Origin of the sequence: Polyangium sp. 15x6, assembly GCF_029960785.1 — a bacterium.
Taxonomy (GTDB): domain Bacteria; phylum Myxococcota_A; class Polyangia; order Polyangiales; family Polyangiaceae; genus Polyangium.
In genome coordinates this window covers 1-14,499 of record NZ_JASBQE010000048.1, presented here as the reverse complement: position 1 = coordinate 14,499, position 14,499 = coordinate 1, and the positions used below count along the sequence as shown (strand labels likewise).

Annotated in this window: 13 protein-coding genes, 2 tRNA genes and 1 pseudogene; 7 read left to right on the top strand and 9 right to left on the bottom strand. The window is 69.7% G+C overall.

The window, feature by feature from the left end; genetic code table 11:
• Positions 1-27: 27 nt before the first annotated feature.
• The gene (locus tag QHF83_RS30055) at positions 28-525 is read right to left on the bottom strand and encodes an isochorismatase family cysteine hydrolase (RefSeq protein ID WP_282421416.1); all 498 of its coding nucleotides are present in this window, start codon (positions 523-525) and stop codon (positions 28-30) included.
• 121 nt (positions 526-646) lie between these two features.
• Here QHF83_RS30055 and QHF83_RS30050 point away from each other — a divergent pair, with 121 nt between their 5' ends.
• Both QHF83_RS30050 and selD read left to right on the top strand, forming a co-directional pair.
• Positions 647-2,101 (top strand): AarF/ABC1/UbiB kinase family protein, encoded by a 1,455-nt coding sequence (locus QHF83_RS30050; RefSeq protein ID WP_282421415.1) that lies wholly within the window; start codon positions 647-649, stop codon positions 2,099-2,101.
• A 19-nt stretch (positions 2,102-2,120) separates the two neighbouring features.
• Entirely contained in the window at positions 2,121-3,173 is a 1,053-nt protein-coding gene (gene selD / locus QHF83_RS30045) for a selenide, water dikinase SelD (RefSeq protein ID WP_282421414.1), read from the top strand.
• On the opposite strand, the gene QHF83_RS30040 is transcribed toward selD, so the two are convergent.
• From QHF83_RS30040 to QHF83_RS30030, 3 genes are all read right to left on the bottom strand, one after another.
• Positions 3,151-4,635: an SBBP repeat-containing protein gene (locus QHF83_RS30040; RefSeq protein ID WP_282421413.1), complete on the bottom strand. Its 1,485-nt coding sequence runs from the start codon at positions 4,633-4,635 to the stop codon at positions 3,151-3,153. The genes selD and QHF83_RS30040 overlap by 23 nt on opposite strands.
• Positions 4,635-5,594 carry a hypothetical protein gene (locus QHF83_RS30035; protein WP_282421412.1) on the bottom strand — a complete coding sequence of 320 codons (960 nt, stop codon included), beginning with the start codon at positions 5,592-5,594 and terminating at the stop codon, positions 4,635-4,637. Before QHF83_RS30035 ends, QHF83_RS30040 begins: the two co-directional genes overlap by 1 nt.
• 94 nt (positions 5,595-5,688) lie before the next feature.
• Positions 5,689-7,200 (bottom strand): serine/threonine-protein kinase, encoded by a 1,512-nt coding sequence (locus tag QHF83_RS30030; RefSeq protein ID WP_282421411.1) that lies wholly within the window; start codon positions 7,198-7,200, stop codon positions 5,689-5,691.
• 232 nt (positions 7,201-7,432) lie between these two features.
• Between QHF83_RS30030 and guaB the strand changes: the two genes are divergently transcribed.
• Positions 7,433-8,884 carry an IMP dehydrogenase gene (gene guaB / locus QHF83_RS30025; protein ID WP_282421410.1) on the top strand — a complete coding sequence of 484 codons (1,452 nt, stop codon included), beginning with the start codon at positions 7,433-7,435 and terminating at the stop codon, positions 8,882-8,884.
• Here the strand turns inward: guaB and QHF83_RS30020 are convergent.
• Positions 8,872-9,630: a hypothetical protein gene (locus QHF83_RS30020; RefSeq protein WP_282421409.1), complete on the bottom strand. Its 759-nt coding sequence runs from the start codon at positions 9,628-9,630 to the stop codon at positions 8,872-8,874. The two genes, guaB and QHF83_RS30020, sit on opposite strands and share 13 nt — an antisense overlap.
• 86 nt (positions 9,631-9,716) lie before the next feature.
• On the opposite strand from QHF83_RS30020, the gene QHF83_RS30015 reads away from it, so the two are divergent.
• Positions 9,717-9,803: transfer RNA gene (locus QHF83_RS30015), tRNA-Ser, on the top strand.
• A gap of 69 nt (positions 9,804-9,872) precedes the next feature.
• Positions 9,873-9,957 (top strand) — tRNA-Ser (locus QHF83_RS30010).
• A 169-nt stretch (positions 9,958-10,126) separates the two neighbouring features.
• Here QHF83_RS30010 and QHF83_RS30005 read toward each other — a convergent pair.
• Complete coding sequence (locus QHF83_RS30005) at positions 10,127-11,350, bottom strand: acyl-CoA dehydrogenase family protein (protein ID WP_282421408.1); 1,224 nt, start codon at positions 11,348-11,350, stop codon at positions 10,127-10,129.
• Positions 11,351-11,372: 22 nt separating this feature from the next.
• Positions 11,373-12,596: an acyl-CoA dehydrogenase family protein gene (locus QHF83_RS30000; RefSeq protein ID WP_282421407.1), complete on the bottom strand. Its 1,224-nt coding sequence runs from the start codon at positions 12,594-12,596 to the stop codon at positions 11,373-11,375.
• A 204-nt stretch (positions 12,597-12,800) separates the two neighbouring features.
• Between QHF83_RS30000 and rplM the strand changes: the two genes are divergently transcribed.
• Together rplM and rpsI are read left to right on the top strand one after the other, a co-directional pair.
• Entirely contained in the window at positions 12,801-13,244 is a 444-nt protein-coding gene (rplM, locus tag QHF83_RS29995; RefSeq protein ID WP_282421406.1) for a 50S ribosomal protein L13, read from the top strand.
• A gap of 14 nt (positions 13,245-13,258) precedes the next feature.
• Positions 13,259-13,654 (top strand): 30S ribosomal protein S9, encoded by a 396-nt coding sequence (gene rpsI / locus QHF83_RS29990; protein WP_136927400.1) that lies wholly within the window; start codon positions 13,259-13,261, stop codon positions 13,652-13,654.
• A gap of 86 nt (positions 13,655-13,740) precedes the next feature.
• Here rpsI and QHF83_RS29985 read toward each other — a convergent pair whose 3' ends face one another.
• On the bottom strand, positions 13,741-14,151 hold the full coding sequence (locus QHF83_RS29985; protein ID WP_282421405.1) for a hypothetical protein: 411 nt from the start codon (positions 14,149-14,151) through the stop codon (positions 13,741-13,743).
• 43 nt (positions 14,152-14,194) lie between these two features.
• Positions 14,195-14,499, bottom strand: a pseudogene (locus QHF83_RS29980) (hypothetical protein); the annotation flags it as partial.

Sequence of the window (14,499 nt, the reverse complement as noted above, 5' to 3'; positions counted from 1 at the left end):
CCGTCCACGTCGTCGAGCGGCGCGTGATCAGCCGAGCACGCGCCGGAGCGCGCCATACGAGATGACGTCGCCGATGCGCTCCACGAAGGCAATGTTCTCCGCGACGCCGCTCGCGAGCGAGCCACGAAGGACGATCGGCGTGAAGTCGTGATCCTGCGCGCCGCGATAGGTGGAAAGCACGCAATACTCGGCGCAATACCCGGTGAGGATGACGGTGTCGACGCCGAGCTCGCGCAGAGCGCCCGCGAGGGGCGTCTTGTTGAACGAATTGCCGTACGTCTTGTGAATGTGCAGGTCCGACGGGAGGACCTTCACGCTCTCGGGCACGTCGAAGCTCGGGGCGCCCGGGACCCGTTTGTCCTCTTCGTCCACGTCCTGCACGCAGATGACGGGCAGGTTTTTCGCGCGAAAAAGCGCGATGGCCGCATTGATGTACTCGATCGCGGCGTTCAGCGAGCGAGCCGTCTCGGGGCTTTCGTCGAAAAATTGCTTCTGTACGTCGATGACCAGAAGGGCAGGCTTCATCGGGAGCTCCTCGGTTCACGGGCCCATGCGCGCCCGCTCACGAGGGTGCGACGGTAGCGCGGCGGGCCTTTGGCCGTCTACGGCATGATTTCCTCGGCGCGAGGGGCCATATCCCTTGACGATGCTGGTCGACCAAGCCCAAGTAACGGTGCAGCGCCCCAAGGCGCCGCGCCCCCGCATGGCCGACGAAAAGCCCAAGGACAAGCCGCCGACCTCCCGGCTCGGCCGGATCGCGAGGCTCGCGAGCCTCGCGCCGCGCTCCATCCCCTTCGCCCTCGAAGGCGCGAAACGCGCGCTTTCGAAGAGCCCTCGCACCGAGGACGAGGAGGCCGCGGCGAAAGAACGCATGGCCGCCGAGGTCAAGAAGACCGCCGAGGCCATGCTGAAGACGCTCGGCGAGATGAAAGGCCTGCCCCTGAAGCTCGGTCAGATGGCGAGCTACATCGACGGCCTCGCCCCGCCCGGTCACGAGGACAAATTCCAGGCTGCGCTGAAGAAGCTGCAAGACAAGGCGCCGCCGCTCTCGGCCGAGTCCGCGGCGCAGATGATAAAGACCGAGCTCGGCGCGCCACCCGAGGAGGTCTTCGCGGAGTGGGAGCGCGAGCCGTTCGCCGCGGCGAGCATCGGTCAGGTGCACCGCGCCGTCACGAAGTCGGGCGCGCGCGTGGCCGTGAAGGTGCAATACCCCGGCATCGACAAGGCGATCGAGAACGACCTGAAGAGCATCGCGCTGCTCGAGACGATGATCGCGCCGCTCTCGCGCAAGCTCCACGCGAAGCAGGCGCTCGACGAGATCCGGAGCGTCTTCATGTCCGAGCTCGACTACGGGCGCGAGGCCGAGATGGCCGACCTCTTCCGCCGTCTCAACACGGACGTGCCGGACATCCTGATCCCCGAGGTGCATCACTCGCTCACGACGAGGCGCGTGATCACCACGAGCTTCGCCGACGGCGCGCCGTACGCCGACTTCTGCAAGGAAGGCAGCCAGGAGGCGCGCAACCGCGCCGGCGAGGCGATCTGGCGCTTCACGTTCCGGTCGATGCTCCGCTACGGCGTGCTCTACGCCGATCCGCACCCGGGCAACTACCGCTTCCTGCCCGACGGGCGCGTCTGGTTCCTGGATTTCGGCTGCGTGAAGATGCTGCCGGCCGATCTCGTGAACGACATGAAGCGGTACATGCGCGCCGCGCTCGACAACGACTGGGTCGAGTTCGATCGCGCGTGCATCGAGGTGCTCGGCTACGATCCGAACGACGAGACCTGGGATCTCTACCGGAGCTACACGATGGAGCTCATGATGCCGCTCACGACGAAGGGCACCTGGGTCTGCTCGCGCGAGAAATCACGCGAGACGGTGCAGTACCTCGCGCGCGGCATCAAGAGCCTGGCCTTCAAGCAAGGCGAGGCAATCCCGAACATCCCGCACGTGCCGAAGATGCCGCAGGACTTCACGTTCGTGAACCGCCTGCAATGGGGCCTCGCCTCGGTGATGGCCGGGCTCGGCACGGAGGCGTCGTTCCGGAACATCAGCGAGGGCTGGATCCGCGACGGGGTGCATCCCATTCCCACATCCTAGGGACATCGAGGGACGAACCATGACCGTACGGCTCACGCAGGTCGCCAAGCGCGCCGGCTGCGCAGCGAAACATCCGCCCGGCTACCTGTTCCCGCTCCTCCGAGGGCTGCCGCCGATCAGCGATCCGAACGTGATGATCGGGACGAGCACCGCGGACGACGCGGCCGTCTACCGGCTCTCCGCGGACACGGCGCTCGTGCTGACGACGGACTTCTTCACGCCCGTCGTGGACGATCCGTACGACTTCGGCGCGGTCGCCGCGACGAACGCGCTCAGCGACGTGTACGCGATGGGCGGCAGGCCGCTGACCGCGCTGAACCTCGTGGGCTTCCCCGACGACACGCTCGACGCCTCGATCCTCGCGGAGATCCTGCGCGGCGGCGCCGAGAAGGCGCGCGAGGCGGGGATCGATCTCGTTGGTGGTCATACGATCAAGACGGACGAGCCGATCTACGGGCTCGCCGTGACGGGCGTGGTGCATCCGGATCGCGTGGTGTCGAACGCGGGAGGTCGTCCGGGCGACCTGCTCGTGCTGACGAAGCCGCTCGGGATCGGGATCCTGACGACGGCGGCGAAGCAGAACAAGGATACGCTCGGCGCGATCGGGAAGGCGATCCGGCTGATGTCGACGCTGAACCGCGCAGCCTGCGAGGCGATGACGGCCGCGTCTGCGCACGCGGCGACGGACGTGACGGGCTTCGGGCTGCTCGGGCATCTGCGGAACGTGGTGGCCGCGAGCGGCTGCGGCGCGACGGTGTGGCTCGACGCGGTGCCCGTCGTGGAGGAGGCGTGGACCTACGTGCGCGAAGGCATCGCGCCCGGCGGGACACACGCGAACTGGCGCTTCCTCAAGGACCACGTGACGTACGAGGACGGGATCGACAAACCCGCCGAGCTCGTGCTCTCCGACGCGCAGACCTCGGGCGGGTTGCTCATCGCGGTGGAGCCGTCGCGCGTCGATCAGCTCGTCGCCGAGCTCGAAGCGCGCGGCACGCCGGCGCGGGCGATCGTGGGCCGGCTCGACGAGGGGCCAGCCGGGAAGATCCGCGTCACGGCGCGAGCGAGAGGATGAAGCCGTCCGCGTCGCCCGTGCCCGGGAGCGTCTGAGAACCGCTCGGCGAGAGCTCGGTCTCGTACCAGCCGGATACGACGGCACTGCCATCCGAGAGGGCAACGATCGAAGCAGGGAACTGCTGCTGCGGTCCGCTCAAGCTCACGGCCCAGACGACCTTCCCCGTCGGATCGAGCTTCGTGGCGAAGCCGTCCCAGGCCGAGTCCGCGACGTCGACGTTCACGAACGCGTTTTCGCCGAAAAACTCGAGCGCGCCCGCGTAGATGCCCGTCACGAGGACGTTGCCGTCGCCGTCGATCGCGACGCCGCGCCCGCTCTGCGTGGCGGCGCCTCCGAAGCGACGGCTCCAGCGATGTTTGCCCGCGGGGTCGTAGAGGGCGACGAACATGTCGGCGCCGCCGCCGCTCTCGAGATCGACGCCGCCGAAGTTCACGGTGCCCGACATGTCCCCGGTCATCACGACCTCGCCGGCCCTGCCGGCCGCGACGCTGTAGCCCCGTTGCCGGGTGCCCATCGCGCCGTACGACTCGCCCCACACCGCCTTGCCCTCGGCGTCGATGACGACGAGGAACGCGTCCCCCTGCCCCTTCGCCGTGAGCGCGAGCGGCGGAAACGCGAGCAGCCCCTCGGAGCCGCCGGTCACCGCGACCTTGCCCTCGCCCACGTGCGTGACGGCGATCGTCGGGTTGAAGTAGTTGAGGTCCGCGGCGCGGCCCGGGCGGATGGCCCAGACGTTGGTGCCCCCGGGATCGAACTTGGCGACGAAGAGGTCCTGGTCGGATACGGGCGTGACGGGGCCCAGGCCGAAATCGATCGCGCCCTTGGCGTACCCGACGACGATGATGTTGCCCTCGTCGTCGACGGCGACGTCCGTCGCGATCTGGATGTCCCCGTCGCCGAACTGCTTGACCCAGAGCGCCTTGCCCTCCGGATTGAGCTTCGCGAGGAACACGTCGACGCCGGCCGCGTTGAGCTGCGTGCCCGCGAGATCGAGGTTGCCCTGGAAGGCGCCGGCGACGACGACGTTGCCCGCGACGTCGATCGCGGCCGAGACGCTGGCCTGCTCGCCGGTGCCGCCGACACGCGCGCCCCAGCGCGGGACGTCGCCGTCCGCCGGGTAGCGAAGGACGAGCCCGTCGGTCCCGCCCGTGGTCATGAGCGGCGTCATGGGCAGTCCGACGACGTCGAGCATCGAGGTGAACTCGATGGTCACCACGAGCTCGTTGCTCTTCGGATCGAACGAGACGTCGCGGGCGCGTTGCGGGGCGGCCGCCGCGTCGCCGAAGGTCCGAGCCCACGAGACGTCGGTCCCGACGACGGTCGAAGGGCCGCCCGGTCCCGTCGTGGGCCCCGTGTTGCCGCCGCCTCCGTCGCCGGGAACGGCGTCCGGCGCGGCGCAGCCGAAGGAGGCGATCGCCGTCGCGAGCGTGATGCCGAGCCGAGCGAGGTTCGCGCGCTTCATCAGAAACGACCTCCGATCCCCGCGCCCGCGCCGTCCGGGCCGACCCACGGCCACGTCGTGAGCTTCGCCGTGCGCGGCGCGCCCGTCTTCGGCGCCGTGACGAACCCGACGACGGCCGCCGAGAGCGCGGCCACGCCTCCCATGCCGAGCCCGATGAAGAGGGCGTTGTCGCGGTTCTTGCGCGCGTTGTCGTCCGCGGCGTCGTACACGGCCTGCGAGGGACAGTGCTTCGTGACGTCGCCGCCGCAGATGCCGGACTGCTTGCCCTCGACGTACGCCTGATCGATCCGGAACGCCGCGGCGCCCGCGAGCAGCACGACGCCCGCGCCTCCGGCCGCCCACGCCCAGATCGGGATGCGCCGGCCGCCCGCGGCCTCCTCGTCGGTGCGCAGCGCGATCGCGACGTCGACGACCTTGCCCTCGGCGACCTCCACGGTCTGCGTGAACGGCTCGTAGCCGGGCGCGTCGGCGCTGATCGACTGCGGGCCGGGATCCACGGGGAGGATCGTGCCGAGCATCGCGACGGGCACGTCCTTGCCGTTGTGCGTGATGCGCAGGCCCGGGGGCGCGCCGCCGCTCACGGCGATCTTGATGCGCGGCAGGCGCGGCTCGATCTTCGTGAGCCCCTTGCGCGCCACGTCCTCGAGCGCGCGCTTGCGCTCCTCCCCTTGCGTCTCGCGGTTGAGCACGAGCGCGCGCTGGTACGCCGACCACGCGAGCGCGAGCTTTCCTTCGTGCTCGTAACATCGCGCCATGTTGAGCAGCGTGCTCGCGGCGGGGTAGAGGATCATGCTCGCCTCGAACTTGGCGCAGCCCTCCTTCCAGTTGCCGCGATCGAGCAGATCCCGGCCCGCCTGGAAGAGCGCGGCGGCCGCGGGATCGGGGACCGACGCGCTCTGCGCCTGCGCGGCCCTCACCGGCGCGAGGACGAGCGGCGCGACGAGACACGTGGCGAGCACGGATCCGACGCGCGCACGAAACGCGCCCGCCGAGCGGATGTTCCGCGGGGAGCGAGCGACGTCTGGGCACGAAGGCGCGAGGGGTCCGCGTGGCTCAGAGCTCACGGAGCGGATCATACCCGGTTTGCTTCTTCGTCGTGCCTGCCTTGGACGCGGCGTTCGTCTTCGTGGTCGGCGTCGGGCTCACCGATTTGCCCGTGGTCGCGGCCGCCGGCGTGATGGCGCTCGCCGAGGAGGGCGCAGGTGACGCGGTCGTCGCCGCGGGAGGCGCCTCCGCCGTCGCGGCGCTCGAAGGTGCGCGGGCCTCGGGCGTCGCCGCGGCGACGGTGGGCGCGACGGTCGGGGCGACGCCGCCCGCGGCCGTCGCGCTGCCCGGCGCGGAGAGGTACAGGACGATCGCCGCGACGCCGATGCCCACGACGAACGCGACGAGCAGCACGGCCCCGATCGCCTTGCGGTTCGACTTCTTCGCGTGCGGCGCGACCGGGGTCGCCATCGCCGCGTTGGAGTACGGCCCGTACGGCGCCGCGCCCGACGGCCGGAGCGCGGGCGCGGGCGGAAGCGGCGGCACCGGCGCGGGCATGCCAGGCCCCGACGAAGGCGCGCCGGGCACCGGCGGACGATAGAGCCCACCCGCGAGCTTGCGGGTCCCCGTCGCCGTGAGATCCCAGTCGCCGGTCGACGTCATCGGCCGCGCGTCGAGCGGAACGCCGAGCACCTGCGCGAGGGCGAGGACGAGGTCGGAAGCTTTCGCGAACCGCCCTTCCGGCTTGGGCCAGGTCGCGCGGACGAACCAGGCATCGAAGGCCTGCGGCAGCTCGACGCCGTAGCGGCGCGCGCGCGCCGAGGCCGGCTCCTTCGCGCCCTCCACGATGTGCAAGAGCAGCGTGTAGAGCGACTCGAGCTTGCGGCTGTCTTCGAGCCAGTACGGCTCGCCGACGAGCAGCGCGTAGGCGATGTGGGCGAGCGCGTAGAGGTCGGCGCGATGATCGATCGTGCCTTCGCCAAGGATCTGCTCGGGCGACATGTACGGCGGCGTGCCGAGGTTGATCGTCTGCTGCTTCATGCCTCCGTGCTGGCCAGAGGCGAGCACCTTGGCGATGCCGAAATCGAGCAGCTTGATGCGGGGCGTGCCGTCGTCGCGGTACGTGATGAAGATGTTCTCGGGCTTGAGATCGCGGTGCACGATGCCCGCGGCGTGCGTCTTGTCGAGCGCGCGCGCGGCCTGCGAGAGCACGAGGACGATCTCGGGCGGCGAGAGTTTTCCCCGGTCGCCGAGCACGTTCGCGAGGTCGTCGCCGCGCAGGAGCTCCATCACGAGGAAGGGGGCGCCGGTCGCTTGATCGACGTCGGCGTCGAACGTCTCGACGATGTGCTCGCTGACGATGTCGGCGGTGACCGTGGCTTCGAGCTTGAAGCGCTCGCGCATCTCGGGGCTGCCGACGAGGCCGGGCAGCATCACCTTGAGGGCGCGACGCCGGAGCGTCTTCTGGTCGAGGACCTCGTAGACCGCGCCCATGGCGCCGGTGCTGACGCAACGCACGACCTCGTAATGGCCGTGGAAGATCTTGCCGGGGGCGAGCAGCCCCGCATCCGGTTCCGCCAAGGGATCTTCCTTCTAAGCGCGCGGTGTTCCGCTTTCAATAGCCGCGCCGCGCCGCTCGCCTCGTCTCGCGCGCGTCCACCCGACCCACGGGAAACAGGCACGCTCGGCCGATCATTTTCCGCAGCTCTTACAAATATTTACCATTATGCCGTGGGCACCGACACAAGGAAGCCGTCGGATCCGTGGCGTTCGCGTCGGGGCCGCGCTAGACCCGCCGCCTGCCGAGGAAGTGATGCTCGACGACAAACTCCGCGAATGCCTGACCTTCGACGACGTACTCCTGGTCCCGGCCTATAGCGAAGTGCTGCCGAACCAGGTGGACGTGCGGGCGCGCTTCAGCCGCCGCATCCCGCTCAACATCCCGCTCGTGAGCGCGGCGATGGACTCGGTCACCGAGGGACGCACCGCCATCGCCATGGCGCGCGCCGGCGGCCTCGGCATCATCCACAAGAACCTCACGGTCGCGCAGCAGGCGCGCGAGGTCGAGCGCGTCAAGCGCGCCGAGAGCGGCATGATCACCGCGCCCGTGACGGTGCGACCCGACCAGTCGCTGCGCGACGCGCTCGGCGTGATGAACGAGCACGACATCAGCGGCGTGCCCGTCGTCGAAGGCGGCAAGCCCGTCGGCATCCTGACGGCGCGCGACATCCGGTTCGAGAAGAACCTCGATCAACCCGTCAGCGCGCTCATGACCCGCGAGCTCGTGACGGTGCCGCCCGGCGTCTCGAACGACCGCGCGAAGGAGCTGCTCCACGCGCATCGCATCGAAAAACTGCTCGTCGTGGAGAACGGCAAGCTCATCGGTCTCATCACGATCAAGGACCTCCTGCAGGCCGATCGAAACCCCGACGCGCTGAAGGACGAAGCCGGCCGCCTGCGCGTCGGCGCTGCGCTCGGCCCGGGCCCGGACTCGGACGAACGCGCGGAGGCGCTCGCGGCGGCGAACGTCGACGTGCTCGTCGTGGACACGGCGCACGGGCACTCGCGCGGCGTGCTCGACACCGTGAAGCGCGTGAAGCACCGCTTCCCGCACATCGACGTGGTCGGCGGGAACGTGGCCACGCCCGAGGCGGTCGAGGCGCTCGTCGACGCGGGCGCGGACGCGGTGAAGGTCGGCATCGGGCCGGGCAGCATCTGCACGACGCGTGTCGTCGCGGGCGTCGGCGTCCCGCAGATCACGGCCGTCTCCGACTGCGCGCGCGTGGCCGATCGGCACGGCATCCCGATCATCGCCGACGGCGGCATCAAGTACTCGGGCGACGTGACGAAGGCGCTCGCTGCGGGCGCGTGGAGCGTGATGGTCGGCTCGCTCTTCGCGGGCACGGACGAGGCGCCCGGCGACCTCGTGCTCTACCAGGGCCGCAGCTACAAGGTGTACCGCGGCATGGGGTCGCTCGGCGCGATGCGCAAGGGCTCGAAGGATCGCTACGGGCAGGGCGGCGCGGCCGACGAAAAGCTCGTGCCCGAGGGCATCGAGGGCCGCGTGCCGTACCGCGGCTCGCTCGGCTCGATCGTCTACCAGCTCGTCGGCGGCCTGCGCTCGGGCATGGGCTACACGGGCTGCGCGACGGTGGCCGAGCTCCGGCAGAAGGCGCGCTTCGTGCGCATCACGTCGCAAGGGCTCCGCGAGAGCCACGTGCACGACGTGATCATCACCGAAGAGGCGCCGAACTACCGCACGTGACGAGCGCTCGTCGGGGGCAGCGGCTTGTCGCGGCCCTCGCTGAGATCGAAGCGGTAGAGCAGGCCCACGCGAAAGAGGAGCGCGTTCGTCGTGCCTGCGCCGGGCGCGCAGCCCTCGATGACCTCGCTCGAGAGGCGATAGGCGTCGAACGATCCTTCGCCGGTGAACGAGACGGTCTTGCCGATCGGCACCTCGACGCCCGCGCCGACGCGCATGCCGAGGTTCAGGCTGTCCCTCGCGGAGCAGGAGAACGGCTGCCCGCCGCGCAGCCCTCCATCCATGAGGAAGACGCCGTCGGCGTGCGCGCTTTGCCACACGGCGCCGAGACCCGCGCCGAAGAACGGCACGACGGGCTCGAGTCCGGAGAGGCGCACGCGGAGCGAGGCCCACACGGTGTCGGTCGAGCGAGCGATGCGCACGGCGCCGAAGGGGACGACGCCGCTCTCCTCGCGGCCGAGGCCCACGTGCTCGTACGTGAGCCCGATCCAGATGGGGTGCAGGAGGTAGGCGAGCCCGAGGCCGAACATGCCCCCGCCGCGCTGCGTGACCGGGAAGTTGGGCGCGTCGCCGAGGCGAACGCCGCCGCCGACCGAGGCCGAGAGGTCGACGCCGGTCTGTCGGGGCTTCTTCGGCTGGGCCGGCGGTGCGGCCTGGGCATGCGCGTGGTCGGCACCGACGAGGGACACGAGGAGCGCGGCTGCGCCAAACGCACGGGCCTTCTGGGCCTTCAGGGAGAGCGGGAACATGCCCCGAGGCTTACGCTGGACATTTCTTCGTTGGCAAGGACGGACGATGCTTGACCAGCCGGCCGCCTTTTGCCATCTTCGCCCGCGGAGAGGTGACCGAGAGGCCGAAGGTGCCTGATTCGAAATCAGGTGTACCCTCACGGGTACCGCGGGTTCGAATCCCGCTCTCTCCGCACAGACCAGCGTAAACGTGACGCGCGCCGATGGCCCCAAGCTGCCGGCGCGTTGTTACGAGTGCGCTTGGAGAGGTGACCGAGTGGTCGAAGGTGCACGACTGGAAATCGTGTGTACGGCAACGTACCGCGGGTTCGAATCCCGCCCTCTCCGCCCAACATGAGGGGCTCCGGTCGGCCCGAAATCTCTCGATTTCGGGCCTTCCTCTGCCCCCCATACCCCCCGCGTTCGTCTCCCTTGCCGAAGGGCCATCCCTGCAAGGACGGGAAAGGGTCTGCCACCAGGCAGACCCTTTCTTGTTTTGTGCCTCAACCTTTTGACGTCAAAACGATTTCAGGTTCGACACGATCCGCTTCGAGATGACCACGCGCTGGATGTTCCCGGTGCCCTCGAAGATGTCGTAGACCTTGATGTCGCGGAACCACTTCTCGAGCAGCGCGTGCTCGCTCGAGAGCGTCCCGTGCGCGCCGCAGATCTCGATCGCGTCGATGCACGCGAGCGTCGCCGCCTGCCCCGCCGCGGCCTTCGACATGCTCGCCTCCTTCGCGTTCGGGATGTTCATGTCCGCGAGGTACGTCGCGCGATGCACGAGCAGCCGCGCCGCCTCGAGTCGCCGCCCGATCTTCGCGAGCTTGTCCGCGATCGCCGCGTACCTCGGGATCGGCCGCGTGAGCACGTAGTTCTGCTTCACGAAGTCGCGCGCGTACTCGTACGCCGCGCGCCCGATGCCCACGGCCATCGCCGCCACGAGCGGCCGCGTGTTGTCGAAGGTCTTCATCGCCGTCATGAAGCCCTCCTTCGTCCGATACGCCTCCTCGCCGCCGAGCAGGTTCTCTTCCGGCACACGGCAATCCTCGAGCACGAGCTCCGCCGTCTCGTTCGCGCGAAGCCCCATCTTGTCCTCGATCTTGCCGACCTCGAACCCGGGCGTTCCCTTCTCCACGACGAACGCGCGATGCCCCGCGCGCCCGAGCGACGGATCCACGGTCGCGAAGATGACGGTCCACACCGCGCGACCGCCGTTCGTGATGTAGCACTTGCGCCCGTTCAGCACCCAGTGCGACCCGTCCTTGCGACAGCTCGTGCGGATGCCGGCGACGTCGCTGCCCGCGCCCGGCTCCGTCAGACCGTACGCGCCCCACTTGAGCGGGCCCGTGTCCATGTCGCGAAACATCCCGAGGAAACGCTTCTTCTGCTCCGGCGTCCCCGTCGCGCGCACCGGCGGCGCGCCGAGCCCCGGACCCGGCATGCTGAGCGGGATCGCCGCGTCCGCCCACGCGAGCTCCTCGGCCGCGATCACCGCCGTCCGGTTCGACTCGGAGGGCTTGCTCGGATCACGCTCCTTGCGCGGCGTGCCCTCGTGGAACTCCGCGATGTCGTCCGAGCGCACGCCCCTCGACATCATCATGAAGTTGCGCAGGAACGACTCCGGCACCTCCTTGTTGCGATCCATGTCGAGGCTCATCGGCCGGATCACGTGACGTCCGAGCGAGTGGAGCGCCTCTTTCAGCTCCTGTTGCTTCTTGCTCAAAGCAAATTCGATCATCGTCGGCTCCTCGTTCGGTCCGTCAGGTGAAGATCGCCTGCGTGTCGGGGGTGGGCAGCACGAGCGCGGGGTCGAGCTTCTGCCCGAGCTCGATCGCGCTCGCGAGTTGATCGAGCTGCTCGGCCGTCGGCGCCGCCAGCATGAGCTGCTTCGCGTCGCGCATCAGCTTCTCGGCCACGAGGTCGCGGATGAAGCCCGAGCCGCCGAAGAGCTGCACGCAGTCGTCCGCCGTGCGCATCGTCGCCTCGAACGCGTGCGCCGCCGCGCGCGCCGACGCGAGCAGCGCCTCCCGCTCGTGCAGCCCCGCGTCCCACGCCGCCGCCGCCTTCCACACGAGCCAGCGCGACGTCTCCACGTCCATCGCCCGATCCGCGAGCGTGAACGCGACGGCCTGGAAGTGGCCGATGGGCTTTCCGAACGCGACGCGCGTGTCGCAGTGCTCTCGCGCGAGATCGAACGCGAAGCGCGCGAGCCCCACCGCCCGCGCCGCCACGACGAGCGCGTGCTTCACGAAGAAGCGCAGCGCCGCCCGGGTAAAACCCTCCTCGCTGCCATCGCCGTGCAGCCGATCCGCCTCGCGCACGACGGCGCCTTCCAGCACGACCTCGCCGAAGCTCGCCGCGTCGAGCCCGAGCGTCTTGTGCCGCTCCCCTGCGCGGAGCCCCGGGTTGTCACGCCGCACCACGAACGCGCCGATCCCGCCCCACCCGCGGTCCGGCTCCACCTGCGCGAACACGACGAACCGATCGGCGAGCGCCGCGTTCCCCACGAACGCCTTCTTCCCCGTGATCCGGTACCCCTCGTCGATCCGCTCGGCCCTCGTGGCGAAACCTTCGTGCGTGCGACACGGCGCGGGCTCGCTCCACGCGACCGCGCCGAACCGGTCCCAGCCGCCCTCGTCCGCGAAGCCGGCGAGCAGCTCCGCGGCGCGCTCTGGTCCGTCGAGCTCGATCACCGCGCGCCCGAACGCGCCGGGCCCTGCGAGGCCGAACGCCGCGGCTGCGTCGGCTGCGCCGAGCTCCTCCTCGATCAGCACGGAGGTCACGAGCCCTTGGCCCTGCCCTCCGGCGGCCTCGGGCGCCGTGACGAGCCCGAGGCCCATCTCGTGGGCCGTGCGCCGGATGTCCTCGGGCACGCCGCGCGCGTGCTCCAGCTCGCGTGTCCGGGGCAGAAGCGTGGCTTTCGCGAATTCCGCCACGGCTTGCTGCATGAGCCGCTGGTCTTCGGTCGGTTCGAAGGCAATCATGGGTCCGAGCAAGGTCGGCCAAGGGTGACCCTGCCGTCAACGCGGCGGGTTTTACGCACTTTTCGGTGGGGTAGCCGGGTAGTCGATGGGTGGATCACGAACGATCCGATGCGGTTTTACCCTCGTCGATCCTTGACAGACCGCCACCCCGCCTGTAGAAGTTGCGCCCCTTTCAGCTAGCCGGTGTCCCTCGGAGTCCGAGCGATGAATCCAGTCCCCAAGTCGTACAGCGCGAAGCCTGCGCAGGCGCTCGCAGATCGTAAGTGGTGGGTGATCGACGCGGAGGGCAAGCCCCTCGGCCGCCTCGCCTCGCAAGTCGCGACCATCCTGCGCGGCAAGAACAAGCCCACGTTTACGCCCCACGTCGACACGGGGGATTTCGTGATCATCGTGAACGCCCAGAAGGTGGCGCTCACGGGACGCAAGCTGGAGCAGAAGCAGTACGTCCGGCACAGCGGTGAGCCGGGAGGCTTCCGGACCGAGGCGTACGGTCATCTGCTCGAGCGCAAGCCCGAGCTGCCGATCGTGAAGGCGGTCAAGGGCATGCTCCCGAAGAACATCCTCGGCCGCGAGCTCCTCACGAAGCTCAAGGTGTACGCCGGACCGGATCATCCCCATGCGGCGCAGAAGCCGCAGCCCCTTGCGTGAACTGAGGCCGATCCATGCCCGAGAACAATCGCATCTACGCTACCGGTAAGCGCAAGACGGCCGTCGCGCGCGTGTGGATCTCGCCGGGCTCCGGCAAGATCTCGGTGAATGCTCGCGGCGCGAACGACTACTTCGTGCGCGAGACCAACCAGATGATCATGCGTCAGTCGCTCGAGCTCCTCGAGCTCGTCGACCAGTACGACGTGCAAGCCACGGTGTCCGGCGGCGGACACAGCGCCCAGGCCGAGGCGATGCGCCACGGCATCGCGCGCGCCCTCTGCCTCGCCGATCCGGAGCGCCGCGCCTCGCTGAAGCGCGCCGGCTTCCTGACGCGCGACGCGCGCAAGAAGGAGCGCAAGAAGTACGGTCAGCCGGGCGCCCGCAAGCGCTTCCAGTACTCGAAGCGCTGATCGCTCTTCGCTCGGTCCCCAAAACCCCCTCTCCGGAAGGACAGGGGGTTTTGGTGTTTTGTCCCCAGAACCAGGATGGGGCGCGCTCAGTCCTTCTTCGACATGAGCTCGGCGCGCTGCGCGTAGAGCCAGGCCCGCGCGGTCGCCTCGTCCCCGAAGAACCGCACGTTCGTGTCGCTGTGCGTGAGCAGACGCACCGCGCGCATGGTCAGGTCGACGAGCATCTGCGTGTAGCGGTTCCCGCCCGCGACCGCGATCACGCGGTTCCTCGTGCCGACCCCGGGCTCGGTGCTCGCCCTGCGCGCGTCCATGGTCGAGCTGACCATGCGCGAGATGTCGACCAGCGCGAGCAGGTGCGTCTTGCCCACGCTCCACTCGGCCTCCGCGCGGCGCAGCGCCCGGAGATGGGGCCCGTCGACGCTCCCACCGAGGCGGTAGATCACGAGGTCGGGCTCCTCCACCTCGAGCACGCTCTCCCCCGCTCGCGCGAGCTGCACGGGTTTCGGCGATTCGTTTCTGCTCAAACGGTCCACGCCGCGTTCAATGAGCCTCGGACTCCTCACCCGGATCATCCGGGGGCGCCTCGGGCGCAGGGCCCGACGGCGGCTTCTTGCCGGGGCCCGCGATCGGCGTCGCCGACGACGGCCCCATGGGCAGGCCGTTCAAGAGAGGCGCGGGGATCGGAATCCCGCCGCCTTCATCATCGTCGTCTCCCGTCTCCTCGACGAAGCCCGGCGGCGTGGCTGCGGCTGGCTCCCCTGCCGGCTGCGAAGGCGGCGCGCCCGGCACAGCGGGCGCAGCGCTCCCCGCGGGCGACGGCGACGCGCCCGGCGCGGCGGCCGCGG

What these genes read in the sequence shown, in the direction of transcription:
- rpsI (WP_136927400.1), top strand. Translation starts at nt 13,259, where the DNA reads ATGCCCGAGAACAATCGCATCTACGCTACCGGTAAGCGCAAGACGGCC.
- QHF83_RS30020 (WP_282421409.1), bottom strand. Translation starts at nt 9,630, where the DNA reads ATGTTCCCGCTCTCCCTGAAGGCCCAGAAGGCCCGTGCGTTTGGCGCA.
- QHF83_RS30050 (WP_282421415.1), top strand. Translation starts at nt 647, where the DNA reads ATGCTGGTCGACCAAGCCCAAGTAACGGTGCAGCGCCCCAAGGCGCCG.
- QHF83_RS30005 (WP_282421408.1), bottom strand. Translation starts at nt 11,350, where the DNA reads ATGATCGAATTTGCTTTGAGCAAGAAGCAACAGGAGCTGAAAGAGGCG.
- guaB (WP_282421410.1), top strand. Translation starts at nt 7,433, where the DNA reads ATGCTCGACGACAAACTCCGCGAATGCCTGACCTTCGACGACGTACTC.
- QHF83_RS30040 (WP_282421413.1), bottom strand. Translation starts at nt 4,635, where the DNA reads ATGAAGCGCGCGAACCTCGCTCGGCTCGGCATCACGCTCGCGACGGCG.
- QHF83_RS30000 (WP_282421407.1), bottom strand. Translation starts at nt 12,596, where the DNA reads ATGATTGCCTTCGAACCGACCGAAGACCAGCGGCTCATGCAGCAAGCC.
- rplM (WP_282421406.1), top strand. Translation starts at nt 12,801, where the DNA reads ATGAATCCAGTCCCCAAGTCGTACAGCGCGAAGCCTGCGCAGGCGCTC.
- QHF83_RS30055 (WP_282421416.1), bottom strand. Translation starts at nt 525, where the DNA reads ATGAAGCCTGCCCTTCTGGTCATCGACGTACAGAAGCAATTTTTCGAC.
- selD (WP_282421414.1), top strand. Translation starts at nt 2,121, where the DNA reads ATGACCGTACGGCTCACGCAGGTCGCCAAGCGCGCCGGCTGCGCAGCG.